Annotated in this window: 24 protein-coding genes; 12 read left to right on the top strand and 12 right to left on the bottom strand. The window is 74.9% G+C overall.

Going from position 1 to position 24,281, the window contains the following annotated elements; translation table 11 throughout:
• Positions 1 to 46: 46 nt before the first annotated feature.
• Entirely contained in the window at positions 47 to 985 is a 939-nt protein-coding gene (locus J4557_RS25635; protein ID WP_208269270.1) for an L-histidine N(alpha)-methyltransferase, read from the bottom strand.
• A gap of 28 nt (positions 986 to 1,013) precedes the next feature.
• Between J4557_RS25635 and pdxR the strand changes: the two genes are divergently transcribed.
• Entirely contained in the window at positions 1,014 to 2,582 is a 1,569-nt protein-coding gene (gene pdxR, locus J4557_RS25630; protein WP_208269269.1) for a MocR-like pyridoxine biosynthesis transcription factor PdxR, read from the top strand.
• Positions 2,583 to 2,633: 51 nt separating this feature from the next.
• On the opposite strand, the gene cydC is transcribed toward pdxR, so the two are convergent.
• From cydC to J4557_RS25610, 4 genes are read right to left on the bottom strand one after another with little or no spacing between them, the layout of a single operon-like run.
• Positions 2,634 to 4,367, bottom strand: coding sequence for a thiol reductant ABC exporter subunit CydC (gene cydC / locus J4557_RS25625; RefSeq protein ID WP_208269268.1), 1,734 nt, complete (start codon positions 4,365 to 4,367; stop codon positions 2,634 to 2,636).
• Positions 4,364 to 5,998 (bottom strand): thiol reductant ABC exporter subunit CydD, encoded by a 1,635-nt coding sequence (cydD, locus tag J4557_RS25620; RefSeq protein ID WP_307800209.1) that lies wholly within the window; start codon positions 5,996 to 5,998, stop codon positions 4,364 to 4,366. The genes cydC and cydD overlap by 4 nt, the downstream gene beginning before the upstream one ends.
• Before the next feature lie 23 nt (positions 5,999 to 6,021).
• On the bottom strand, positions 6,022 to 6,765 hold the full coding sequence (locus J4557_RS25615; protein ID WP_243776316.1) for a cytochrome d ubiquinol oxidase subunit II: 744 nt from the start codon (positions 6,763 to 6,765) through the stop codon (positions 6,022 to 6,024).
• A 37-nt stretch (positions 6,766 to 6,802) separates the two neighbouring features.
• Positions 6,803 to 8,047: a cytochrome ubiquinol oxidase subunit I gene (locus J4557_RS25610; protein WP_208269266.1), complete on the bottom strand. Its 1,245-nt coding sequence runs from the start codon at positions 8,045 to 8,047 to the stop codon at positions 6,803 to 6,805.
• Positions 8,048 to 8,410: 363 nt separating this feature from the next.
• Between J4557_RS25610 and J4557_RS25605 the strand changes: the two genes are divergently transcribed.
• A complete protein-coding gene (locus J4557_RS25605; RefSeq protein ID WP_208269265.1) occupies positions 8,411 to 8,968 on the top strand; it encodes a cysteine hydrolase family protein in 558 nt (185 codons plus the stop codon).
• 135 nt (positions 8,969 to 9,103) lie between these two features.
• Here J4557_RS25605 and J4557_RS25600 read toward each other — a convergent pair whose 3' ends face one another.
• Positions 9,104 to 9,379: an FBP domain-containing protein gene (locus J4557_RS25600; protein ID WP_208269264.1), complete on the bottom strand. Its 276-nt coding sequence runs from the start codon at positions 9,377 to 9,379 to the stop codon at positions 9,104 to 9,106.
• 75 nt (positions 9,380 to 9,454) lie between these two features.
• Positions 9,455 to 9,967, bottom strand: coding sequence for a GNAT family N-acetyltransferase (locus tag J4557_RS25595; protein ID WP_208269263.1), 513 nt, complete (start codon positions 9,965 to 9,967; stop codon positions 9,455 to 9,457).
• A 300-nt stretch (positions 9,968 to 10,267) separates the two neighbouring features.
• On the opposite strand from J4557_RS25595, the gene J4557_RS25590 reads away from it, so the two are divergent.
• Positions 10,268 to 10,600 carry a YnfA family protein gene (locus J4557_RS25590; protein WP_208269262.1) on the top strand — a complete coding sequence of 111 codons (333 nt, stop codon included), beginning with the start codon at positions 10,268 to 10,270 and terminating at the stop codon, positions 10,598 to 10,600.
• Between the two features lie 14 nt (positions 10,601 to 10,614).
• Here J4557_RS25590 and J4557_RS25585 read toward each other — a convergent pair whose 3' ends face one another.
• Complete coding sequence (locus J4557_RS25585) at positions 10,615 to 11,322, bottom strand: DUF72 domain-containing protein (RefSeq protein ID WP_307800207.1); 708 nt, start codon at positions 11,320 to 11,322, stop codon at positions 10,615 to 10,617.
• A gap of 113 nt (positions 11,323 to 11,435) precedes the next feature.
• Between J4557_RS25585 and J4557_RS51100 the strand changes: the two genes are divergently transcribed.
• The gene (locus J4557_RS51100) at positions 11,436 to 12,461 is read left to right on the top strand and encodes a tyrosine-type recombinase/integrase (protein ID WP_307800205.1); all 1,026 of its coding nucleotides are present in this window, start codon (positions 11,436 to 11,438) and stop codon (positions 12,459 to 12,461) included.
• Positions 12,462 to 12,492: 31 nt separating this feature from the next.
• On the opposite strand, the gene J4557_RS25575 is transcribed toward J4557_RS51100, so the two are convergent.
• The gene (locus J4557_RS25575; protein WP_208269260.1) at positions 12,493 to 13,128 is read right to left on the bottom strand and encodes an HAD family hydrolase; all 636 of its coding nucleotides are present in this window, start codon (positions 13,126 to 13,128) and stop codon (positions 12,493 to 12,495) included.
• Positions 13,129 to 13,278: 150 nt separating this feature from the next.
• On the opposite strand from J4557_RS25575, the gene J4557_RS25570 reads away from it, so the two are divergent.
• The 4 genes from J4557_RS25570 to J4557_RS25555 all read left to right on the top strand — a co-directional run bounded on the left by J4557_RS25570 (position 13,279) and on the right by J4557_RS25555 (position 16,896).
• Complete coding sequence (locus J4557_RS25570) at positions 13,279 to 13,932, top strand: DedA family protein (protein WP_208269259.1); 654 nt, start codon at positions 13,279 to 13,281, stop codon at positions 13,930 to 13,932.
• Positions 13,933 to 14,079: 147 nt separating this feature from the next.
• The gene (locus J4557_RS25565; RefSeq protein ID WP_307800204.1) at positions 14,080 to 14,901 is read left to right on the top strand and encodes a phosphatase PAP2 family protein; all 822 of its coding nucleotides are present in this window, start codon (positions 14,080 to 14,082) and stop codon (positions 14,899 to 14,901) included.
• Between the two features lie 205 nt (positions 14,902 to 15,106).
• Positions 15,107 to 16,090, top strand: a complete 984-nt coding sequence (locus J4557_RS25560) for an ATP-binding cassette domain-containing protein (RefSeq protein WP_208269258.1) — start codon at positions 15,107 to 15,109, stop codon at positions 16,088 to 16,090.
• Positions 16,090 to 16,896, top strand: a complete 807-nt coding sequence (locus tag J4557_RS25555; protein ID WP_208269257.1) for an ABC transporter permease — start codon at positions 16,090 to 16,092, stop codon at positions 16,894 to 16,896. Before J4557_RS25560 ends, J4557_RS25555 begins: the two co-directional genes overlap by 1 nt.
• A 96-nt stretch (positions 16,897 to 16,992) precedes the next feature.
• Here J4557_RS25555 and J4557_RS25550 read toward each other — a convergent pair whose 3' ends face one another.
• Together J4557_RS25550 and J4557_RS49855 are read right to left on the bottom strand one after the other, a co-directional pair.
• The gene (locus tag J4557_RS25550; protein ID WP_208269256.1) at positions 16,993 to 17,655 is read right to left on the bottom strand and encodes a response regulator; all 663 of its coding nucleotides are present in this window, start codon (positions 17,653 to 17,655) and stop codon (positions 16,993 to 16,995) included.
• Positions 17,652 to 19,487: a sensor histidine kinase gene (locus tag J4557_RS49855; RefSeq protein WP_208269255.1), complete on the bottom strand. Its 1,836-nt coding sequence runs from the start codon at positions 19,485 to 19,487 to the stop codon at positions 17,652 to 17,654. The genes J4557_RS25550 and J4557_RS49855 overlap by 4 nt, the downstream gene beginning before the upstream one ends.
• Before the next feature lie 69 nt (positions 19,488 to 19,556).
• On the opposite strand from J4557_RS49855, the gene J4557_RS25540 reads away from it, so the two are divergent.
• The 4 genes from J4557_RS25540 to J4557_RS25525 all read left to right on the top strand — a co-directional run bounded on the left by J4557_RS25540 (position 19,557) and on the right by J4557_RS25525 (position 23,195).
• Positions 19,557 to 21,017: a sensor histidine kinase gene (locus J4557_RS25540; protein ID WP_307800203.1), complete on the top strand. Its 1,461-nt coding sequence runs from the start codon at positions 19,557 to 19,559 to the stop codon at positions 21,015 to 21,017.
• Positions 21,014 to 21,679 carry a response regulator gene (locus tag J4557_RS25535; RefSeq protein WP_208269254.1) on the top strand — a complete coding sequence of 222 codons (666 nt, stop codon included), beginning with the start codon at positions 21,014 to 21,016 and terminating at the stop codon, positions 21,677 to 21,679. Before J4557_RS25540 ends, J4557_RS25535 begins: the two co-directional genes overlap by 4 nt.
• Positions 21,680 to 21,768: 89 nt before the next feature.
• The gene (locus J4557_RS25530) at positions 21,769 to 22,422 is read left to right on the top strand and encodes an RNA polymerase sigma factor (RefSeq protein ID WP_307800202.1); all 654 of its coding nucleotides are present in this window, start codon (positions 21,769 to 21,771) and stop codon (positions 22,420 to 22,422) included.
• Positions 22,419 to 23,195 carry a methylated-DNA--[protein]-cysteine S-methyltransferase gene (locus J4557_RS25525; protein ID WP_208269253.1) on the top strand — a complete coding sequence of 259 codons (777 nt, stop codon included), beginning with the start codon at positions 22,419 to 22,421 and terminating at the stop codon, positions 23,193 to 23,195. Before J4557_RS25530 ends, J4557_RS25525 begins: the two co-directional genes overlap by 4 nt.
• An 85-nt stretch (positions 23,196 to 23,280) precedes the next feature.
• On the opposite strand, the gene J4557_RS25520 is transcribed toward J4557_RS25525, so the two are convergent.
• On the bottom strand, positions 23,281 to 24,243 hold the full coding sequence (locus J4557_RS25520; protein WP_243776315.1) for a DMT family transporter: 963 nt from the start codon (positions 24,241 to 24,243) through the stop codon (positions 23,281 to 23,283).
• Between the last annotated feature and the right edge of the window lie 38 nt (positions 24,244 to 24,281).

Genomic DNA, 24,281 nt, shown 5'->3' with positions numbered 1-24,281 from the left:
GGCCCCGCCGCTGCGGGGCCCGACGCATGCTCGGCCCCGATCATGTTCAGTGCGGCGGCGCGCCGTCCGGCGGCTCGTGAGAGTCGGCGGGGTTGACGGCGGTGCCCTTGAAGAAGGTGTAGTGGAACGTGCCGCCCTCGCCGGCGGTGCGGCGCAGGTCGGCGATGCCGCGGTCGAACTCCTCCGGCGTGGTGAGGCCCGCCGCGACCGCGTCGTCGCGGACGGCCCGAACCATCGCGGTGAAGGTGTCGCGGGTGAACCCCTCGACCAGCGCCGGGCGGCTCTGGTCGGCGTACACGGTGCGGGGCCGCACCGTGACCTGCCGGTATCCGGCGGCGGTCAGCAGCGGGTGCAGCCGGCGGCCGATGAGCGCGTCACCGCCCGCGGCGGCCTGCAGCCGGACCTGGTGGCCGATCGCGGCGCGGCCGGCGGCGCTGTCGGGGTGGAAGAACGCCGACCCGTGATCGCCCTCGATGACGGTGAGGGTGCCGCCGGGCCGCAGGACCCGCCGCAGCCCGGCGAGCGCGGCGGCCGGGTCGGCCAGGTGCTCCAGCACGAAGCAGACGAACAGGTGGTCGAACGCGCCGCCGGGGAACGGCAGGTCGTGCAGGTCGGCCCGCAGCCACCGCACCCGCGCGGCCGGGAAGCGGGCGGCGACGCGGTCGCGCGCCCGCGCGAGCGACGCGGCGGACACGTCGACGGCGGTGAGGTCCGCGCCGGGGGAGGACGCCAGCAGGTGGACGGTCTGGGCGCCGACGCCGCAGCCGACCTCCAGGACGCGGGCACCGGGCGGGTAGGCGGTCCCGGCCTGGCCGTCGGAGGCGCCGTGCAGCAGCGCGGCGAGGGTGTCGGCCTGGTCGCCGAGCCGCCGGGTCTCATGCTCCGAATAGCCGTGCACATAGCCGTGGACGGTGCCGGATCCCTGACCTGATGGTCGGCCGGGCGCCTGGCCGGAGGGATGCCCGGGAGCGGTCGCTGTTTCCATGTGCCCACCGTCCCGCCACAATGGCCCGATGCACAGGTCCAAAGACGGCGTGTCCGACCAGGCCATAACCGGTGGCGGGGACGGCCCGGCCTCGGGCGGCGGGCCCGCGACCCGACCGGCCACAGGAGCGGGCACCGGGGCGGACTTCCTCCAGCTCGACGCCGCCGAGGCGCCGCCGGGCGGCATGGCCGAGTGGCTCGCCCGGCGGCTGCGCGAGGCGATCGCCGACGGCCGCCTGCCCGTCGGCAGCCGCCTGCCCGCCACCCGCGTCCTGGCCGCCGACCTGCACGTCTCGCGCGGCGTGGTCACCGACGCCTACCAGCGGCTCATCGACGACGGCCACGTCGCCGGACGCGGCCGCGCCGGCACCATCGTCGTCGCCGCGCCCCTCACCGCCCCACCACCCTCGCCCGCCCGCGCACCCGCCCGCCCCGGCCCGCCGGAACCGCCGCGCCCGGTGTTCCCCGCCCGGCCCGGCACCGAGGCGTTCGACGTCCTGCGCGCCGCACCCGCCCGCATCGACCTGTCGCCCGGCGTCCCGGACCTGGCCGCCTTCCCGCGCGCCGCGTGGCTGCGCGCCGAACGCCGCGTCCTGTCCGCACTGGCGGCACCGTCCTTCGGCTACGGCGACCCGCGCGGCACGCCCGCGCTGCGCACCGCCGTCGCCGGCTGGCTGGCCCGCAACCGCGGCATCCGCGCCGACCCCGCCGACATCGTCATCGTCGCCGGCACCGCCCAGGCCCTCGGCCTTCTCTCCCAGGTGCTGCGCGACACCGGCGTCGACACCGTCGCCGTCGAGGACCCCGGCTCCCTGGGCACCCGCCAGCACCTGGACCACTGGGGGATGCGCACCCCGCCCGTCCCCGTCGACGACCACGGCGTCCGCGTCGACGCCCTGCACGGCACCGGCGCCCCCGCCGTCCTGCTCACCCCCGCCCACCAGTTCCCGACCGGCACCGTCCTGTCCGGCACCCGGCGCCGCGAGCTGAGGGACTGGGCCACCGCCGGCGGCCTGATCATCGAGGACGACTACGACGCCGAGCACCGCTACGACCGGCCCCCCGTCCCCGCGCTGCGCGCCCTGCTGACCGACCGCGTCTTCTACGCCGGCAGCGTCTCCAAGCTGCTCGCGCCCGCGCTGCGCACCGGCTGGGTCCTCGCCCCGCCCCGCCACCGCGACGCGCTCGTGGACGCCAAGCGCTTCGCCGACCTCGGCAACGCCGCGCTGCCCCAACTCGTCCTCGCCGACCTGATGGAGTCGGGCGAGATGGAACGGCAGCTGCGGACCCTGCGCCGCCGCCACCGCGCCCGCCGCGACGCGATGATCGCCGCGATCCGCGCACGGCTGCCCGGCGCCGTCGTGCACGGCGCCGCCGCCGGCCTGCACCTGCTGGTCACCTTCCCCGGCCGCCCCGCCCTCGGGGACGCCGACCTGGCCGCAGCCGCCCTCGGCCGCGGCGTCAAGACCCAGCCGCTGTCCTGGCACGCCCAGCGGCCGGCCCCGCCCGGCCTCGTCCTCGGCTACGCCGCCACCGCCCCCTCGGCCATCGACGACGGCGTCGCCGCGATCGCCGCCGCCCTCCGCGACCTCACCTGACCCGCCGCCTCCAGAGCGCCCGGCTCACGCCGGATCGGGGGAGGAGCCGGGTCAGGCGGCCAGCAGCTCGGCGTCCCACAGATCCCGGTACGGGCCCGGCACCGCCACCAGCTCGTCGTGACGGCCCCGCTGCACCACCCGGCCGCGGTCCATCACCACCACCTCGTCCGCGGCGTCCAGCGCCGCCAACCGGTGCGTCACCAGCAGCAGCGTCCCGCCGCCCGGCGCCGCCAGCAGATCCCGGACGACCGCGTCGGCCATCACCGGATCCAGCGCCTCCGCCGGCTCGTCCAGCACCAGCACCGGCGGATCGGCCAGCAGCGCCCGCGCCAGCAGCAACCGCTGCCGCTGCCCGCCCGACAACCCGTGCCCGCCCGTCCCGACCGGCGTGTCCCACCCGTCCGGCAGCGCCCGCACCACCTCCAGGAACCGCGCCCGCCGCGCCGCCGCCTCCAGCTCGCCGTCCGTCGCGTCCGGACGCGCCAGCAGCAGGTTCGCCCGCACCGACCCCGCGAACACGTGCGCGTCCTGCATCAACCCCCGCACCGCGCCCCCCGCGCCGTACCGGTCCACATCATGCCCTCCGAGCAGCACCGAGCCCGCCTGCGGAACCACCTCACCCGACACCGCCCCCAGCAGCGTGCTCTTGCCCGCACCGCTGGCGCCCACCACCGCCACCCGCCGGCCCCGCTCCACCCGCAGATCCACCCCGTCCAGCGCCGCCCGCCCCCGACCCGCCCCGCGACCCGCTGCACCATCACCGTCCGCGTAGCACACCCGCACACCCAGCAGTTCCACCGCCAGCGGCCCCCGCGCCACCGCCACCGGACACGATGGACCCGGCAGGCGCGACGCCGGGGGAGCGGCCAGCACCGACTCCACCCGCCGCACCGCCGGCCACACCTCCCGCCACCGCTGCGCGGCCCCCGCCAGCGGCAGCACCGCCTCGACGGCCACCAGCGCCGACAAAGCCGCCACCGCCGCCCCCACCTGATCCGCACCGCCCCCGAAAGCCGCCCACACGACCGCCGCCACCGTGCACCCCTGCACCACCACACCCGCCCCGGCCACCAGCGCCGACACCCGCGCCGCCGCACGCTCGGCCCGCCGCAGCTCCGCCGCCGCGTCCCCGGCCGCCGCCGCGAACCGCCCCTCCGCACCGAACACCGCCAAGTCCGCCGCACCCTCCAGGACGTCCAGCGCCCGCACCGCCAGCTCCTCGCGCCCCGCCGCGACCCTCGCCCCCGCCCGACCGGCCGCCCGCGCCCCCACCGACGCCAAGACCGGACCCGCCACCAGCACACCCACCGCCAGCACCACCGCCGACCCCGGCGCCACCAACCCGCACACCGCCACGCCCACGACCCCGCACACCACCGCCGCGACCCCCGGCAGCACGCACCGCAACAGCAGGTCCTGCACCGCCTCCACGTCCGACACCATCCGCGTCAGCGCCCCGCCGTCCCGCAGCCCCGCATCCGCCCGCCGCCGCGCCGCCAGCGCGTCGAACACCCGCCCCCGCAACTCCGCCAGCGCCCGCAACGTCGCGTCATGACCCGCCAGCCGCTCGACGTACCGCAGCGACCCCTTCGCCAGCGCGAACCCCCGCACCGCCACGATCGCCACCGACAGCACCGCCAGCTCCGGACGCTGCGACGCCCGCGCGATCAGCCACGCCGCCGTCGCGACCAGCGCCAGCCCGCACACCTCCGCCGCCACACCCGCCAGCGCCGCCGCCACCAGCCGCACCGCATGCGGCCGCACCGCGCCCCACAGCCCCTTCATGCCGCCCTGCCTCCCTCAACGACACCCGACCGACCCCGCCCCGACACAGGCTCCGACAGGCGGCCGTCCTGCAGCCGCACCACCCGGTCCGCCAGCGACAGCAACGCCGGACGATGCGCCACCACCAGCGCCGTCCGCCCCTCCAGCAACCGCGCCGCACCCTCCACCAGCGCCCGCTCACTGGCCACGTCCAACCGCGCCGTCGGCTCGTCCAGCAGCATCACCGGACCACCCGCCAGATACGCCCGCGCCACCGCCAGCCGCTGACGCTGCCCCGCCGACACCCCCGCACCGCCCTCACCCAGCACCGTCGCATACCCCTGCGGCATCTCCCCGACGAACCCGTCCGCGACCGCCGCCCGCGCCGCCTCCACCACCCGCTCCGGCCCCGCGGCCGGATCACCGAGCCGGATGTTGTCGGCCACCGACGCCGCGAACAGATGCGGACGCTGCGGCACCCACCCCAGGCGCCGCCGCCACGCCACCGGATCCAGCTCCGCCAGATCCACCCCGTCCACCAGAACCCGCCCCGACACCGGAGCCACCAACCCCGCCACCACCAGCAGCAACGTCGACTTCCCCGCACCCGACGGCCCCGTCACCGCGACCCGCTCACCCGCCCCGACCCGCAACGACACCTCCTCCAACGCCGCCCGCCCCGCACCCGGATACCGCACCGTCACCCGATCCAGCACGATCTCCGGCACCGCCGCGGACACCACCGCCCGCCCCGCCGGCGCCGCCGGCGGGGCGTCCTGCACCGCGAACGCCTCCTCGGCCGCCGCCACCCCCTCCGCACTGGCATGGAACCGCGCCCCCAGCGCCCGCAACGGCAGATACGCCTCCGGCGTCAGCACCAGCACCAGCAGCCCCGTCGACAACACCATCCCGCCGTTCAGCAACCGCAACCCCACCGGCACCGCCACCAGCGCCACCGACAACGCGCACACCGACTCCAGCACCAGCGACGACAAGAACGCCACCCGCAACGCCCCCGCCGTCGCCCGCCGGTGCTCCTCCGCCAGCGCCCGCACCACCCCCGACTGATGCCCCGTCCGCCCGAACGCCCGCAACGTCGACAACCCCGCCACCACGTCCCGGAAATGCCCCCCGAGCCGATGCAGCGACGCCCACTGCCGCCCCGTCAACGCCGCCGTCCGCAACCCCACCAGAGCACCGAACACCGGCACCAGCGGCAACGTCACCAGCACCACCACAGCCGACGCCCAGTCCGCCGCCAACAACCGCGCCACCACCAGCGGCGGCACCACGCACGCCGCCAGCAACTGCGGCACGTACCCGGTGAAGAACGGGTCCACCGCGTCCAGCCCCCGCGTCAGCAACGTCACCCGCGCCCCCGCGTCCACCGCCCCGCCCGCAAGCAGCGCCTCCCGCAACCCTCGCTTCACCCCGGCCGCCGCACGCCCCGCCACCAACGACGACACCCACGCCAGCACCCCCCGGCCCGCCACCGCCGCCACCAGCCACGGCAGCACCCCCGCGTCCAGGCCCGCCACCGCCCGCGCCAGCAGACCCGCCGCCACCACCAGCAGCACACCCTGACCCGCCGCCAGCACACCCAACCCCACCAGCACCCGCCGGGGGAGAAGCCCCAGCAGCCGCCGCTCCACACCCTTCACCCCGACCCCCGGGCTCACAGGTACGAGGGCGAATCCACACGCCCCCAGAACGTCCGCCACACCAACGCCTGCGACGCCGCCAGCAATGGCAGCAGCACCACCGCCGACACCGCCGTCAACGACAACCCGCCGCCCTCCGCGACCACCTCCGACCACGGCAACCGCGACCCCGCCACCACCAACGCCACGACCAGCACCACCGCCGACACCGCATACCGGCCACGGCCCCGCGCCGCCCGCACCGCCAGATCACCCGACAGCCGAAGCCGCGCGAACCCCGCACCGTGCCACGCGAACAGCACCGCCAACGGCAACCCCAGCACGCTCCCCGCGTTCAGGCCCCCGCCGCCCAGCACCGACCCCAGCAGCGACGCCCACGCCAACCCCAGCGCCCAGCTCCCCGCGACCACCGCCCCGTCGCACACCGACCGCCACCCCGCCGCGTCCACCCGCCCGCGAAGCCACAGCCCCATGTCCCGCACGACCCACCCGACCAGCAGCACCGACACCACCGGATACAGATCCGCCATCAACCGGTGCTCCAACCCCGGGAACGCGCCCGCCACCAGACCCGCCGACGCCACCAGCCACACCTCGTTCCCGAGGAAGAACGGCGCGAACGACGCGATCACCACCCGCCGCTCCCGCTGATCCCGCCCCAGCCACGGCAGCAGCATCCCCACCCCGATGTCCGCACCCGCCAGCACCAGATACCCGCCGGCGAACACCGCCAGCAGCACAACCGCCAACGACTCCATCACGCACACTCCCGTCGCACCGTCACGAAACCGAGCATCAGAACGTCGCCGTCACCGCCGGCGCCGACGGCGCCACCGGGGGAGCGGCCCCCAGCGCGCCCCCATCCGGACCCCGCCGCGCGAACCGCGCCAGCAGCCACGCGTTCACCCCCACCAGCACCGCGAACAGCGCCGTGAACGCCACGAACGACACCGCGATCGTCCCCGACCCCACCCCGGGCGACAGCGCGTCCCGCGTCTTCAGCACCCCGTACACCATCCACGGCTGCCGCCCCACCTCACGGAACATCCAGCCCGCCAGCATCGCCGCATAGGGGAGAGGCACCGCGCAGATCATCACCACGTGGAACACCCGGCCCCGCACCAGCCACCGCCCCCACCACACCTTCACCAGCGCGACGATCGCCAGCAGCAGCATCAGCGCCCACAGCCCGGTCATCACCGCCTCACCGACGCCCGCCTGCCCCGGCGCCATGTAATCGCCCGGCCCGAACCGCGCCGTGAAGTCCGCCACCGCCGCGGCCGCGTCGTCACCACCGGTCTTCGTCGGCTGCAGGTACCGGTACTGCATCCCCCCGAAGACCATCACCGGCACCACCGCCGCCATCACCGTCACCAGGCCCATCCGCATCGACCGCCGGAAGAACTCCACCTCCGCCGTCCGGCGCAGCAGGTGGTAACCGCTCACCCCCGCCATGAAGAACCCCGCCGTCAGCAACCCCCCGAACAACACGTGCACGAACGCCAGCAACGCCGTCGGATTACCGAGCAGCGCCCCCGCGTCCGTCAGCCGCGCCACCCCGTCCCGCATCTCGTAACCCACCGGACGCTGCAACCACCCGTTGGCCACCAGCACGAAATACGCCGACAGATACGCCGTCAGCGTCACCACCCAGATCAACCCCAGGTGCACCCACCGGTTCAGCCGATCCCACCCGAAGATCCACAACCCCAGGAACGTCGACTCCACGAAGAACGCGCCGATCGTCTCCAGCGCGAGCGGCGCCCCGAACACCCCGCCCGTCATCCGCGACATCCCCTCCCAGTTCAGCCCGAACTGGAACTCCATCACCAGCCCCGTGACGATCCCCACCGCGTAATTCACCACGTACAGCTGGCCCCAGAACCGCGTCATCCGCCCATGCACCTCACGGCCCGACAACGTCGCCCGGGTCTGCATCAACGCCACCAGCGTCGCCAGCCCCAACGTCAACGCCACGAACACGAAGTGCGAACCTGCCGTCAACGCGAACTGCACCCGTGCCAGCATCAACGGGTCCATCAGCACAACCCCCACGAACGATCGCCGGAAACCACGACACGATCCTCCGGCCCCGCACCCCCTCCGCGAATCCTGCGCAAGCCCCGAACCACACTGCGCGTTTCGCGTACCGACCCCCCGCCCGCTACGCCCCGGGATGTACACCGCCGCCGCGCCTACTCCCACCGGAGAAGACCGCCTCACCGCTCCTACGCTTCGGGTCGCTCTTGCAACGCACGGTTACTGCCATGAGCGGACAACCCGGACCGGACCCGGGGGAGGAGCATCGGCACCGTCACCTCATACCGTGCCCCGGGCTCGCGAGACTGTCGGCGCCGTCCAATACCCTGCCCGCCGAACCACCCGGACCAGGGGAGCGCCGCCATGACCACACTGCCCGACCGCCCCAACACCGCATTGCTCATCATCGACGTCCAGAACGGCGTCATGGCCGACGCCCACAACCGCGACGCCGTCATCGCCAACATCGCCGCCCTCACGGCCAAGGCCCGCACCCAGAACAGACCCGTCATCTGGGTCCAGCACTCCGACGCCGAACTGCAGAAGGGCAGCGACGCCTGGCGCTACGTCCCGGAACTGGAACGTCGCGAGGACGAACCGCTCGTCCCCAAGTCCTACGGCGACGCCTTCGAGGACACCGACCTCGACCGCACCCTCACCGACGCCCGTATCGGGCACCTGGTCGTCGCCGGCGCGGAGACCGACGTCTGCATCCGCTCCACCATCCACGGCGCCTTCACTCGCGGCTACGACGTGACCCTCGTCGAAGACGCCCACACCACACCGGACAAGAGCGAGTGGGGCGCGCCGCCACCCGAGCAGGTCATCGCCCACACCAACCTCTATTGGCGCTTCCTCCATGCGGCACCAGGCCGCACAGCCGCGGTTGCCGAAACCCGGAACGTCACCTTCAACGCCTGAGCCGCAGCAGAGGTCCCATACCCGTGAGTCCGCGGGTGGCTGCACACTTTGAAGCGTCAGAGCGACGGAGTCCTCGGCCATGCGGGGGAGCGGCAGCGCGAAACAGCCGCGGGGGACGGGCCGGGCGACCGCCGATCAGGCGATGATCAAGGTGATGAAGGCGTGCGGGTTCGTCCTGATGCGCGCGGCCGCCTTCTCCTCGAGGGAACGCCGTCGTCGCTCGCCGCTGCGCCGTGCGCTCATCAACGGGACGCCGTCGCTGGTGTGCGCGGTACGACACAACGAGCGCAGGCCGGTCGAGGTGAATCCGCGTGCCTTGCCGGGCGCGGACGCGAAGCGCAGCGCGATCCCCGTGAGCCGGTCGGTCGTCTCGGCGACCGGATAGGCGCGGTCCCGAGCTCTACTTAACATAATGCTCATTATCGACCATCTGGGGGAGCTGGGCTGAAAGGGGCGTTCCGCGCCAGAACGCCGCGCGCACGGCGGTCAGCGCGGGACGGCGATCCAGAAACGCTCCTCGCCTCGGCGCCGGCCGTCCGGCACGCCGCCGTTGGCGAGGATGACCCGACGCGACGGCTCGTTGCCGGCGGCGCACGTCAGCAGAACGCGGTCCAGGCCGAGGCGCCGGCATTCGGCGAGGCCGGCGGCGAGCATCGCGGTGGCGTGGCCTTGGCGGCGCCAGGGCGTGACCACGTGGTAGCCGACGTGTCCGCCAGCGCCGGCGAGCTCGGGCGTGAGCCGATGCCGGATGATCAGGGTGCCGATGTAGTGCTCACCGGACACGTACCAGAACGTGCTGTACGGCACGCCCCAGCGGTGCCTGACGGCGCGGACCCGCGCGGCGAACGCGTCGAAGTCGGCGGCCGCGGCGTCGAGCGTCCGCGTCCAGTCGCCGGTGGCGCCCTCGGTGAGGCAGTCGGCGCGTTCCCCGGCGAGGAACGAGTCACGTACCGCCGCCGTCGGCGGAACGAGGTGCGGCGGCCGGTCGAGTACGGGCATGGCTCGCCATCCTCTCGCTCGGCTCCAGCCCGCAAGGCCGGGGCCACTCCCCGGCCGGGGCGCGCACCCGGCGCGGGCGGGCGTCGCCGATGATCAAGGGTTGCTCTGCGTGGTCAAAGGGTGCTCGCGGCGCTCTGGTCGACGATGCGGTACTTCTGAGGGCGCTTGCGATGTATGTAGTCGTTTCTGTCTCATACCGGACAGAAGCTGGATTCTGTCTTGTATGAGCAATTTATGTCCCTCTGTCCCTTTGCTGGACGGTGTGCGGTTCACGGCGGCGGGGTCCCTAGGGTGATCGGCATGACCGTGCTGCGCTCGATCGCCCTGTTCCTGCTGGCCGCGCTGGCGGAGATCGGTGGCGCGTGGCTGGTGTGGCAGGGCTGGCGGGAGCATCGCGGGCCGTGGTGGGTCGTCGCGGGCGTGGCCGTCCTCGGGGCCTACGGGTTCGTGGCGACGTTGCAGCCCTCCCCCGACTTCGGCCGGGTCCTGGCCGCGTACGGCGGCGTGTTCGTCGCGGGGTCGCTGGCGTGGGGCGTGGTGGTCGACGGGTTCCGGCCGGACCGGTGGGACGTCGCCGGCGCGCTGGTCTGCCTGGCCGGGGTCGCCTTGATCATGTATGCGCCGCGTGGGTGATCTGGCGCCGGGATTCAGGTGCCCGTGAGGTCGATGAAGCGCAGGGCGTTGCGGACGGCCGCTCCCCTGGGGTCGTTGTTGAAGTAGGCGTAGGCGTCGTCGGCGCCGTCGAGGCGGTCGGCCCAGGCGCGGAGCGTCTCGTCGTCGTAGTGGGGCCAGGGGTCGGCGGGGCCTTCGTGGAAGCGCAGGTAGAGCCAGCCGGTGGTCCGCCAGAGGGGTGTCAGGGGGCGGCCGAGGCGGTCGGCCCAGCACAGGGCGGCGCCGTGGTGTTCCAGGACGCGGCGGACGTCGCCGGTCCACCAGGTGGGGTGGCGTGGTTCGACGGCGACGCGGACGCCGGCCGGGAAGCGGCGCAGGCATGCGTCGAGGCGGTCGGGTTCGGCCTGCAGGGTGGGCGGGAGCTGGAGCAGGACGGGGCCGAGTTTGTCGTCGAGGCCGCCGGCGGCGGCCATGAGGCGGGCGACGGGTTCGGCGGGGTCGTTGAGGCGTTTCATGTGGGTGAGGTAGCGGCTGGCTTTGACGGCCATGACGAAGCCGGGTGGGGTGTTGTCGCGCCAGGCCTCGAAGGTGGTGCGCTTGGGGAGCCGGTAGAAGGCGTTGTTGTTCTCGACGGTAGTGAAGACTTCGCCGTAGCGTTGCAGCCAGGCACGTTGCGGGACGCCGGGCGGGTAGAGGACGTCGCGCCAGTCGGTGTACTGCCATCCGGATGTGCCGATCAGCACGGGCGGCTCCTCTCCCCCAGGGTGTCGGGTGCGGTGGTCGTACCCGTCCGGGGGCGGTTCTGTCGGTGGCGGGTTGTAGCGTCCGGCGGGTGCGTCCTGCGGATCTTGAGCGTGTGACCGTTGCCGAGGCTGTGGACCGTTATGCGGAGATGGTCCGGGCGAAGTGTTCGACGGGGGCGTTGGCGCCGGCGTCGGCGGAGGTGTACGCGCGGGACGTGGTGACGTTCGCGGAGCTGGCGGGTGCGGATCGGGTGCTGGACGATCTGACGGGGGCGGACGTCGATGAGGTGCTGCTGGGGTTCGCGCGCAAGCCGGACGGGCGTCGGCGCGGGGCTCCGGGTGCTGGGGCCGACGGTGGTGGTGCGTTGCAGAGCGCGTCGTCCCAGGCGCGGTTCCGCAGGTCGGTGTCGGCGTTCTTCAAGTACGCGGTGGTGGCGGGGTGGGTGCAGTTGGATCCGATGGTGGCGGTGACGGTGCGGCCGAAGCATCGGGGCGGGTTGCGGGCGGAGCGGCGGGCGTTGACGGTGGAGCAGGCGGAGGGGTTGCTGGGGGCCGCGCGGGAGATGGCGGAGGCGGGTCCGGCGCCGCGGCGGCGGGTGGATCAGCGGACGGAGTTGCGGGACGGGTTGATCGTGCTGTTGCTGGCGGCGGTGGGGCCGCGGGTGTCGGAGTTGACGCGGGCGAACGCGGAGGACTTCTTCGTCAACGGGGGGATGCGGTATTGGCGGATCTTCGGGAAGGGCGGGCGGACGCGGGATGTGCCGCTTCCGCGTCCGGTGGTGGAGGTGCTGGACGCGTATCTGGCGGAGGGGCGGGTGCTGCTGGATCGCGGGGTGGAGTCGCGGGCGTTGTTGCTGTCGTGGCGGGGGCGGCGGTTGGCGCGGGGTGATGTGCAGGCGGTGATCGATCGGGTGCTGGAGGGGGTGGAGCCGGGGCGGCGGCGGAGTGTGACGCCGCATGGGCTGCGGCATACGACGGCGACGCATCTGCTGGCGGCGGCGACGGACATGGATGCGGTGCGGCGGGTGCTGGGGCATTCGGATCTGTCGACGCTGGGGCGGTATCGGGATGAGCTGCCGGGTGAGTTGGAGGCGGCGATGCGGGTGCATCCGTTGCTGGGGCCGGTGGAGCGGGGGTGAGGCGCCGGGCGGCCTCTCCCCCGGTCCGCGGTCAGAGGAGGGTGCGGGCGAGGGTGTAGGCGGCGGTGAGGTCGGTGCCGCGGTAGTCGAGGGCGGCGATGTCGGCGAGGTGGTGGTCGGCGTTGATGGCGATGGTGTTGGTGAGGTGGCGGAAGAGGGGTGCGTCGGACATGGAGTCGCCGTAGGCGACGCATTGGTCGGTGGTGAGGTGGTGGCGGGTGCGGAGTTCTTCGGTGATGCGGACCTTGTCGTCGGGGGTGAGGATGCCGCTGGTGTCGAGGGGTGCGGCGGTGAACGGGAGCGGGGGGAAGCGGGAGGCGATGACGTGGTCGAAGCCGAGGTCGAGGAGGTGGCGGGCGAAGAAGTCGGGCGACATGGTGATGACGGCGGAGTGTTCGCCGCGTGCGCGGATGTCGGCGCAGACGTCGGGGATGCCGGTGAGCCAGGGGCTTGCGGTGTAGGCGGCGGCGACGTGGTCGGGGGTGAGGTGGTGCCAGAGGCGGTGGATCTCGGTGGAGAAGCCGCGGGTGTCGAGGGTGCCGGCGGCGAATCGGGCTTCGAGGGCGTGGAGTTCGGTGAGGGTGCCGAGGTGGCGGGCGAGTTGGAGGTTGGCGGTGGTTCCGGTGAGGAGGGTGCCGTCCATGTCGAATATGTGCAGGTGTCCCACGTGGTGTGAGTGTGGTGGACGGGGGTTGTGGTGGGCGAATCGGTTTTGGTTGTGGTAGGCGGCCGGGGCGCGGCTTCCTGTCGATGGTGGGGGGTGGTGGTGGGCTTTCGGGTGATGTGGGGGTGGTGGTCCGGTTCTTAGCGTCGGGGCATGGATTCGATCTTGGATGTGGCGGGTGCGGCGGTGTCGTCGCCGTGGTTCTGCCTGGTGCTGTTCGCGGTGGCGGCGCTGGACGGGTTCTTTCCGGTGGTGCCGAGCGAGAGCATGGTGATCGCGGGCGGGGTGTACGCGGCGTCGGGTTCGCCGGATCTGGCGCTGGTGGTGGTGTCGGCGGCGGCGGGCGCGTTCGCCGGTGATCATGTGGCGTATCTGCTGGGGCGGGGGCCGGGCGGGCGGTTGCTGCGGCGGGCGCGGCCGGGGACGCGGCGGTACGGGGCGTTGGTGCGGGCGCGGGGTGCGTTGTCGGAGCGGGGCGGGTTGGTGCTGGTGGTGGCGCGGTATGTGCCGGGTGGGCGGACGGCGGTGACGGTGTCGATGGGTGCGTTGGGGTTTCCGTTGCGGCGGTTCTCGGTGTTCGCGGGGGTGGCGGCGGTGTCATGGGGGTTGTACGGCGGGTTGCTGGGTTATGTGGGCGGTGCGGCGTTCGAGGACGATCCGGTGCGGGGCGTGGCGGTGGGGTTGGGGTTGGCGTTGTCGGTGACGGGCGTGGTGGAGGGGGTGCGTTTCGTGCGGCGGCATAGGCGGCGCGGTGGGGATGGGGGTGCCGCGGGCGGTGGCGGGGTCGTCCGTGCGGAGGGGCGGTAGGGGTGACTTTGGTGGGGGTGCGGGGTCGACTTCTGGGTGATGCGCGGCGTTTGTGGCGCGGGTGATCGTCGGGTCGTGCCAAGCTCTACGAGACGGTGAACGTGGGGTGAACTTCGACGGTCCGCCCGGTGTCTGATGTGGTGTCGGGTGGTCGTCTCGATCGTGAGGGAGAGCATGCAGGCGCCAGATTTCAGCGTGCATCTGTACCGGGACGTCACCGAGTGGGCGTGGGGTACGCCGTCGTGGGTGCATTCGGTGGCGGACGTGGGCACGAACGCGGGTCTGCTGTTGTTCGCGGTGCTGTTCGCGGCGGGCTGGTGGCGGGCGCGGGGCCTGGACGCGCGGGCGATGGGGCTGGCGTTGTCGGCGCCGTTCGCGATGGTGGCGGCGTATCTGGTGAGCGAGGTGTCGAAGGACTTCCTCCAGGAGGAGCGGCCGTGCCGGGCGGTGGCGGGGGCGGTGCACATCGCGTCGTGTCCGCCGCCTGGGGACTGGTCGTTCCCGAGCAATCACGCGACGATCGCGGCGGGGTCGGCGGCGGTGCTGGTGGTGGTGTGGCGGGCGCTGGCTCCGCTGGTGCTGCCGTTGGCGGTGCTGATGGCGTTCTCGCGGGTGTTCGTGGGTGTGCATTACCCGCATGACGTGGCGGCGGGGTTCTGTGTGGGGGTGGTGGTGGCTCCGGTGGTCGCGCTGGTGCTGGTGCGGCCGGCCGAGCCGCTAGTGGATTTCCTGCGGGGGTTCCCGGTGGCGGCGGTGCTGCTGGGGGCGCGTCCGGTGGCTGCGCCAGCGGGTGCGGGGTTCGGTGGTGCGGGGCCGGTTCAGCAGCCGGTGCCGGCGGGTGCCGCGGGCGCTGCGGGTGTGACGCGGATGGACGATGCGGCGGTGACGATGCCGGACGTGATGGGCGGTGTGCGGGGCGTCGGCGGGCCGGGTGGTGCGGTGGGGCGGCATCATCGGCCGGGTTCGTAGCGCTCCGCGGGTGTGGCGGGCCGTTCCGGTGGTGGCACCGGGGCGGCCCGTTCCGTTCGTGTGGACGGGTGCGGACGGGTGCGGGCGGGTGCGGGTTCCCTGTCGAAAGTGGGGGTCGGGGGGTGGCGTTCGGGCACTGTGGGGCCGCTCCCCCGCCGCCTAGGTTCTGGCGTTGTCGGGATGTCGGGGCCGGAGGGACGGTGTGATGATCGCGTTGCGTGGTCTGACGAAGCGGTACGGGGACAGGACGGCGGTGGACGGTCTGTCGCTGGAGGTGGCGGCCGGGAAGGTGACGGGGTTCCTGGGGCCGAACGGGGCGGGGAAGTCGACGACGATGCGGATGGTCGTGGGGCTGGATCGTCCGAGCGCGGGTGCGGCGCTGGTGGGCGGCCGCCGGTATGCGGAGTTCCGGCATCCGCTGCGCGAGGTGGGGGCGTTGCTGGAGGCGAAGGCGGTGCATCCGGGGCGGTCGGCGCGGCGGCATCTGCTGGCGATGGCGCGCAGCAACGGGATCGCGGCGGGGCGGGTGGACGAGGTGCTCGGGCTGGTGGGTCTGGAGGGGGTGGCCGGGAAGCGGGCGGGGTCGTTCTCGCTGGGGATGGGGCAGCGGCTCGGGATCGCGGGCGCGCTGCTGGGCGATCCGGGGGTGCTGCTGTTCGACGAGCCGGTGAACGGGCTGGATCCGGACGGGGTGCTGTGGGTGCGGCGGTTGATGCGGTCGCTGGCGGCGGAGGGCCGGACGGTGTTCGTGTCGTCGCATCTGATGAGCGAGATGCAGCTGACGGCGGACCGGCTGGTGGTGATCGGGAGGGGCCGGCTGATCGCGGATGCGCCGGTGGCGGAGGTGATCGCGGCGAGTTCGCGGAACGCGGTGCGGGTGCGCAGTCCGCGGGCGGCGGAGCTGGCGGCGCGGGTGGAGGCGGAGGCCGTCCCGTCCGGGGGCGTCCCGTCTGGGGGTGTCCCGTCTGGGGGTGTCGGGCGGAGGGGTGTCGAGGTGGTGCGGGTGTCGGCGGAGGAGCTGGTGGTGACGGGGTTGCCGGTGGATCGGGTCGGGTGGCTGGCGTTCGAGGCGGGGGTTCCGTTGCTGGAGCTGAGTGAGGAGAAGGCGTCGCTGGAGGAGGCGTACATGGAGCTGACGGGGACGAGCGTGGAGTACGGCGCCGGCGCGGCGGCCGGGGTGGAGGCGTGATGGCGGCGACGGTGCGGACCGGGTCCGGTGGGGTGGTGCGGGCCGGCGGCGGGCTGCGGGGGGCGGTCGCGGCGGAGTGGACGAAGCTGTGGTCGGTGCGGTCGACGTGGTGGGGCCTTGCGTGCGCGGCCGTGCTGATGGGGCTGATGTGCCTGATCCTGGCGTCGTCGACGGTGTCGAACAACACCAACGAGGTGGCGTCGGACGATCAGGGGGTGGTGTCGGTGAGCGGGGTCGCGATCGCGGCGCTGGACATGGTCCAGTTCGTGGTGGTGGCGGTGGCGATCCTGGTGATCACCGGTGAGTACGCGACGGGGAGCATCCGGTCGACGTTGCAGTGGGTGCCGCGGCGGGGGCGGATGCTGGCGGCGAAGGCGGGGGTGCTGGCGGGGGTGATGCTGCCGGCCGGGGTGGTGCTGGGCGTGGTGGGGACGGCGGTCGCGGGTCCGGTGCTGGGCGGATGGGGCCGGTTCCGGTCGGTGGTGTTCGCCGACGACGCGTTGCAGTCGGGGGTGTATCTGGCGCTGGTGTGCCTGCTGGTGCTGGGGCTGGGGGCGATGCTGCGGAGCACGGCGGGGACGTTGACGACGGCGTTCCTGTTCCTTCTGGTGCTGCCGATGCTGCTGGAGAACGCCGGTTCGAGCGTGGGGCGGCACGCGGCGGACGCGTTGCCGAGCGGTGCGGGGCGGCACTTCATGAACGGGGACGGCCCGTATCCGGCAGGGGTCGGGGCGGCGATCCTGGCGGCGTGGGCGGTGGCGGCGTTGTGGGGCGGTGTGGTGGTGCTGCGGCGCCGGGACGCCTGACGCGCCCGTCCGCACGTGGGCTCCGGGGGCCGTCGCGCCGTGGTCGGTGCGGCGGCCCCGTCGCGCGCGGGGTCCGCCGGAGGTGAGAGGGGGTGGTCAGGGGGTGGGGTCGTGGACGAGTCCGGCTTCGTGGGCGAGGACGGCGGCCTGGACGCGGTTCTTGACGTCCAGGCGGGTGAGGATGGCGCTGACGTAGGCCTTGACGGTGCCTTCGACGACGTGGAGGCGGCCGGCGATCTCGGCGTTGGACAGGCCGGCGCCGAGGAGGGCGAGGACCTGGCGTTCGCGGGGGGTGAGCGCTTCGGCGCGGCGGCGGGCGGCGGCGCCGGCGGCCATGCGCCCGCCGGACAGCTCGGTGATGACGCGGTGGGCGACCTTGGGCGACAGGAACGCGGCGCCGGCGGCGACGGCGCGGACGCCGGCGATGAGTTCGTGGGGGTCGCCGGACTTGAGCAGGAAGCCGCTGGCGCCGCCGGTGAGGGCGCGGGCGATGTAGTCGTCCTCCCCGAAGGTGGTGAGGATGGCGACGGCGGTGGCGGGGGCGGCGCGGCGCAGTTCGTCGGCGGCGGTGAGGCCGTCCATGCGGGGCATGCGGATGTCGAGGAGGGCGACGTCGGGGTGGTGGGCGAGGGTGAGGTCGACGGCTTCGCGGCCGTCGCCGGCCTCGGCGACGACGTCGATGCCGGGGTCGGCGGACAGGATGGCGCGGACTCCAGCGCGGATCATGGTCTCGTCGTCGGCGAGCAGGACGCGGATCACTCGGGGCCTTTCGTGGCGGGGTCGGCGGTGCTGTAGGTGTCCTTGGCGGTGAGGCGGCCGCCGCTGAAGCACAGGCGGTAGAGGTGGCCGGTGCCGAGCAGGTCGGCGGTGGGGCGGTAGTAGCGGCAGCGGGCGCCGGGCGGTTCGGGGACGCGGGCGCGGACGGTGCCGGCCTCGGTGGCCTGGACGGGCGGGAGCAGGCGCTCGACGTGGTCGCGGGTGTCGCCGACGCGCAGGGCGGCGTAGTCGGCGGGCGGCAGGACGGAGTTGAGGGTGGCGTAGGTGTAGTAGCCGAGCATGACGGCGCCGAGCGCGGCGATGAGGGCGGCGGGGACGGCGATGGCGGTGATGAGGCCGCGGCGGACCTGGCGGCGTTCGCGTTCGAGGTGGCGCGCGGATTCGGAGGGGCCGTCGGGGGCGTCCAGGGGGCGGGGGCCGGGCGGCGGTGTCTCGGGCAGGACGGCGCGGACGGTAAAGCCGCCGCCGGTCGCGGGTGCGGCGTGCAGGGTGCCGCCGGCGAGGCGGGCGCGTTCGGTGAGGCCGGTGAGGCCGTGGCCGCCGCCGGGCGGGAGGAGGGCGGGGCCGCCGGGCGGGGCGTCGTTGGCGACGGTGACGGTGATCGCGGGCTCGGCGGGCTCGGCGGGCTCGGCAGGGTCGGCGCCGCCGGTGGCGGAGGCGCGGCGGGTGAGGGTGACGGTGATCGCGGCGCCGGGTGCGTGTTTGGCGGCGTTGGTGATGGCCTCCTGCACGATCCGGTGGGCGGCGAGCGCGATCATGGGCGGGAGGGGGCCGGGGGCCGGGCCGGCGGCGGTGTCCAGGCGGACGGGGACGCCGGAGGCGCGGGCGCGTTCGACGAGGTCGTGGACGCTTTCGTGGACGGGCCGGGCGGCGGCGTCCGGCGCGGCCCCGGTGGTGGTCTCCCCCGCCGCGGCGCGGCGGGCGGTGTCGTCGCGGAGGATCCCGATGATCTCGCGGAGGTGCTCGGTGGCGTCGGCGGCGCCGGCGCGCAGTTCGGCGGCGGCGGCGCGGTGGCGGTCCTCGAGGCCAGGGGCGACCTGCAGGGCGCCGGCGCGGACGGCGATGAGGGCGAGTTCGTGGCCGAGGGAGTCGTGCATGTCCTGGGCGATGCGGGCGCGTTCGCGCAGGCGCTCGCGTTCGGCGGTGATGCGCTGCTCGCGTTCGAGGCGGTCGGCGCGTTCCCAGCCGGCGTGCAGGAGTTCCTGGTACTGCTGCCAGTAGCGGCCGACGAGCCAGGGCAGGACGCCGAGCAGCACCAGCCACAGCGTCAGGGGGAACCAGGTGGTGACGTCGATGCCGCGGGCGATGTTGATGAGGGTGCCGGCGGCGAACACGGTGGTGAATCCCCACAGCACCGGGCGGGCGCGGGGCGTCCGCAGCCCGGTCAGGTAGGACATGACGGGCATCGCGAACACGAAGTTGCCGTGCACGGGGATCAGCGCGATGGCGGTGAGCAGCGCGGCGGTCGGGCGCGTCCGGGAGATCGCGACGGCGGCGGCCAGGACGCCGAGCGCGGCGATCCGCAGCCACCAGGACGGGGCCGCCGGGTCGAGCGGTGAGACCAGGTCGAACGCGGCGGGCAGCGCCAGGACCGCCCACAGGGCGATGTCCTTGACCAGCAGGGATCTGCGGGGCCGGTGGAGGGCGGCGCGGGCCTCCGCGCGGGCCGCCCGCAGCGCGGCGACGGCGGCATGGGAGACGCGGGTGGCGCGGGTGCCGGTCGGGTGGGCGGGCGCACGGGCGGCGGCGGGTGCGGGGGTGGCCGTGGCCCGCTCCCCCGGGCGCCGCGGGACGGTGGTGGCCGGGTCGTTCACCCGGACCACGGTACAAGCCGGTGATCTGCGGTGATACTGCCGAAAGTCAGGGGCCGCTACGGTGGGCGGGTGACCGTGCCCTCGCCGCGTCCCGGGCGTTCCGTCCCGCCGAGCCCGCCGTCGCGGCCGTGGTCGGCCCGGTTCCGGCGGGAGTGGGACGGCCGGTGGGGTCGCGGGCGGGTCGGCGAGGTGGTGCCGGCGGTGGCCGCGCTGGTGGTCACGCTGGTGATGAGCGCGGTCGCGGTCAAGCCCGGCGACCGCCCGCTGTGGCCGGGCGGGCTGGCGCTGATCGCGGTGACGACGCTGGCGCTGGTGTGGCGGCGCCGGCATCCGGTGGTGCTGCTGGTGGTGGCGACCGTGGTGCCGCCGCTGTACTACCCGCTGGGGTATCCGGACGGGCCGATCGCGTTCGTGTTCCTGGTGGCGCTGTTCAACGCGGCGGTGCAGTGCCGGCTCGCGGTGCCGCTGGGCGCGGTGATCGTGGTGAACGCGGGGTTCCTGACGACCTCGGCGGTGCGGGGCGGGGGCGGCGGCGATCCGGACGCGGTGGCCGACGCGCGGGGCGTGGCGTCGCTGTCGCTGGCGCTGCTGGTGACGGTCGGGATCGGGCAGTACGTGCGGGGGCGGCGGATCCGGGTCGAGGAGGCCGAGCGGCGCGCCGCCGCGGCCGAGCGCGGCCGGGAGGAGGAGGCACTGCGGCGGGCGGCGCAGGAGCGGCTGCGGATCGCGCGGGAGCTGCACGACGTGCTGGCGCACCAGATCTCGCTGATCAACGTGCAGGCGGGGGCGGCGCTGCACCGGCGCGACGATCCGGCGCGGGCGTACGCGGCGCTCGAGGCGATCAAGGCGGCGAGCCGGCAGACGCTGCGGGAGCTGCGCGGGGTGCTGGGGGTGCTGCGGCAGGTCGACGAGCCCGGCGGCGGGGCGGGGCCGGTGGAGCCGGTGCCGTCGCTGGCGCGGGTCGGTGAGCTGCTGGAGCGCACGGCGGCCGCGGGGCTGCGGGTGCGGCGGGCCGGTGACCTCGCCGCCGGTGACGGCACCGGCGGCACCGATGACGACACCGGCGGTGCGGGCGGTGGGCGGCTGGCGGCGGTGCCGGCGCCGGTCGGGCTGGCGGGGTACCGGATCGTGCAGGAGGCGCTGACCAACGTCGTCCGGCATGCGGGCGCGGGGACGGTGACGGTGGAGGTGCGGTGCACCGCGGACGCGGTGATCGTGCAGATCGACGATGATGGGGCGGGCCCGCCCGGCGGCACCGCCGCGGCGGGCGGGCGCGAGGACGGCCCGGCGGCCGTGCCGGCGAGCGTGCCGGCGAGCGTGCCGGCGGGCGGCAACGGGCTGCGCGGCATGCGGGAGCGGGCCGTGGCGGTCGGCGGCGAGCTGACCGCGGGCCCGGGCCCCGGCGGCGGGTTCCGGGTGCGGGCGCGGCTGCCGCTGGACGCCCCGGGCGGCCGCCGGGGGCACGACGAGGGAGCGGGAGAACAGGTGGCGGACGGAAGGCCCGGGCGGGCGATGCGGGAGGACACGTGATCCGGGTGGCGCTGGCCGACGACCAGACGCTCGTGCGGGCCGGGTTCCGCTCGATCCTGGAGGGCGAGGACGACATCGAGATCGTCGCCGAGGCCGGGGACGGCGAGCGGGCGGTGCGGCTGGCGCGCGAGCTGCGCCCGGACGTGGTGCTGATGGACGTGCGGATGCCGGTGCTGGACGGGCTGGAGGCGACCCGGCGGATCGTCACCGACCGCGCCCTGGCGGACGTCAAGGTGGTGATCTTGACGACGTTCGACCTGGACGACTACGTGTACGGCGCGATCAAGGCGGGGGCCAGTGGGTTCCTGGTGAAGGACACCGAGCCGCCGGAGCTGATCCACGGGGTGCGGGTGGTGGCGCGCGGTGACGCGCTGCTGGCGCCGGCGGTGACGCGGCGGCTGATCGCCGAGTTCGCCTCCCGGATCAGCGCGCCACCGCCGTCGGTGGAGCTGGACGTGCTGACGGCGCGGGAGCGGGAGGTGCTGGAGCTCGTCGCGCAGGGCCTGTCGAACGAGGAGATCGCCGAGCGGCTGGTGCTGTCGCCGGCGACCGCCAAGACGCACGTCAGCCGTATCCTGTCCAAGCTGGGGGCGCGGGACCGGGCGCAGCTGGTGGTGCTGGCCTACGAGTCGGGGATGATCCGCCCGGGCTGGCTCGGCTGACTCCGCTCCCCGGCCGGCGACCGGGGCCCGGGGCGGCGTCGCGGGCCCAAGGGCGCAACGGGCCGGGCGGCGGCGGTGTTGAAGGGGATGTGACGGTTACCGACGAGGTTTCGATCCGGCCCGCCGAGGCGTCCACCGGGGCTTCCGGCGGCGGGAGCGCCGAAGGCGGGGGCGACGCCGCGGGCGCGCGGGTCGTCGCCGCGCTGTCCGGCGACCTGGACGGCGGGTTCGCCGTGATGTACGAGGCGTACCGGGGGCCGGTGTTCTCCACCGCGCTGCGGCTGTGCGGCCGGTGGGCGGAGGCCGAGGACCTGTCCGCCGAGGCGTTCCTGCGGGCCTACCGGGCGCTGTGCGGGTACGGGCCGGAGCGGATCGCGGACCTGCGGCCCCGGGCGTGGCTGCTGACGATCCTGACGAACGTGTGGCGCAACGGGCTGCGCACGGCGGCGCGCAGGCCGCCGCCGGGTCCGCTGGAGGACGCACCGGACCCGCCCGACCCCGCCGAGGGCGTGGAGGACGCGGCGGCGCGGCACGAGACCGGGCGGGAGCTGGCGGGGCTGCTGGCGGCCCTGCCGGAGGCGCAGCGCGCCGCGGTGGTGCTGCGGCACGTCACCGACCTGCCGGTCGCGGAGATCGCGGAGGTGATGGGAGTGCCGGAGGGCACCGTGAAGTCGCACGTCTCCCGCGGCCTGGCGCGCCTGCGTCGCCTGCACCATGATCAGGAAGAAGGGGGTGCCCGATGAGCGGCATCGATCCCGCGTCCGACGCGCTGCTGGAGGGCCTGGCCGGGCTCGCCGCCGACGCGCCGCCCGCGCTGCTGGACCGGATCGCCGCGCGCCGCGTCGAGGTGGACGGGCCGCTGGAGCACCTGCGGGTGGCGTTCACCGACCGCGGTGTGGCGTACGTGCGGGCCGGGCTGGACGAGGAGGAGTTCACCGCGTCGTTCCGGGAGCGGTTCGCGCGGCCGCTGCTGCCCGCCGACGCGCCGCCCGCCGGGCTGGTCCCGGCGCTGCGGACGGGGCGGCTCGGCGACCTGGCGCTGGACCTGCGCGGGCTCAGCGGGTTCGAGGCGGCGGTGCTGCGGGCCGCGGCGACGATCCCGCGCGGGCAGACCCGCCCGTACGCGTGGGTGGCGCGGCGTGCGGGGCGTCCGAAGGCGGTGCGGGCGGTCGGGTCGGCGCTGGGCCGCAATCCGGTGCCGCTGCTGATCCCCTGCCATCGGGTGACCCGGTCGGACGGGTCGCTGGGCGAGTACGTGTTCGGGGCGGCGGCCAAGGAGCGGCTGCTGCGCGCCGAGGACGTCGACGTGGACGAGGTCGCCGGGCTGGCGCGGCGCGGGGTGCGGCTGGTCGGCAGCGACACCACCGGGATCGTGTGCTTCCCGACGTGCGCCGACGCGCGCCGGATCGCGCCCTCGCACCGGCGCGGGTTCCGGGACCTGGCCGCCGCGCGGGCCGCGGGGTACCGGCCGTGCCTGCACTGCCGCCCGGACGGCCCGGACCCGTCCCCCGCCTGACCGGCGGGCCCGGCGCCCCCGGGACGGGCCGGGCCCGCCGAACCGGCCGAGCGCGCGGGCCGGTCGTGGGCTGTGCGGGGCGGTGTCAGCGGCGGCCGGCCAGCAGGACGCCGGCGCCGCCGAGGACGAGCCCGGCGCCGGCGAGCGGGTCCAGCGCCTGCCCGAGCGCCGCCCACGCCAGCACCGCGGTGACCGACGGGGTCAGGAAGAACAGGGCGGCGACGGTCGAGGCCGGGGAACGGCGCAGCATGGTGTTCAGCAGAAGGAACACCCCGATGGAGTTCACCGCCACCATCCAGGCGAGCGAGGCGCCGAACGCGCCCCAGTGCGCGACGGCCGGTGTCTCGGTCAGCAGCGACAGCGCGCCGAGCGGCGGTGCGGCGACCAGGAACTGCACGGCGGTGCCGGTGCGCACGTCCATGTCGGTGACGTGGCGCTTCTGGTAGAGGGTGCCGAGGCTGAGGCCGAGGAGCCCGACCAGGCACAGGACCACCCCGAGGGGGGAGAAGGCGACGCGGTCGGCGACGGCCAGCACGACCCCGGCGGCGCCGAGCCCGAACCCGGCCCACTGGCGTCCGGTGACCCGCTCCCCCAGGACCCGCGCCGCCAGCAGCGCGATCACGACCGGGTTCAGGCCCTGGACGAGCGCGACGACCCCGGCGGGCAGGCCCATCGCCATGGCGCTGTAGAGGGCCCCGAACTGGACGGCCTGGATGAGCAGCCCCGACACCGCCAGGTGCGCGAGGGCGCGGCCCCGCGGCCACGGCGCCCGGACGGCGATCGCGTAGCCGGCCAGCAGGAGCCCGGCGGCGGCGAACCGCGCGAAGATCAGCAGCAGCGGAGGGGCGGCGTCCACCCCGATCGCTCCGGCGATGAACGCGCTGCTCCACAGCAGGACGAACACCGCCGGCATCGCCGCGCCCGCCACTCCCCTGCGCTCGCCGCCGGACCGGGTGCCGCTCGGGTCCGCCGGCGCCGCCCTTCGCCGTCCCGCCTTGGCGGACGCCGTCTCCGGAGACGGCGCGGCCGGGGTGCGCGGGACCACCATGAGGCACCTCCATAAGTAACCGGTCTTGATGGTTATTC

The organism is Actinomadura nitritigenes, assembly GCF_017573545.1.
GTDB classification, from domain to species: domain Bacteria; phylum Actinomycetota; class Actinomycetes; order Streptosporangiales; family Streptosporangiaceae; genus Spirillospora; species Spirillospora nitritigenes.
Note: the sequence above shows the minus strand (reverse complement) of the source record. Positions and strands in the feature narration are given on the sequence as shown.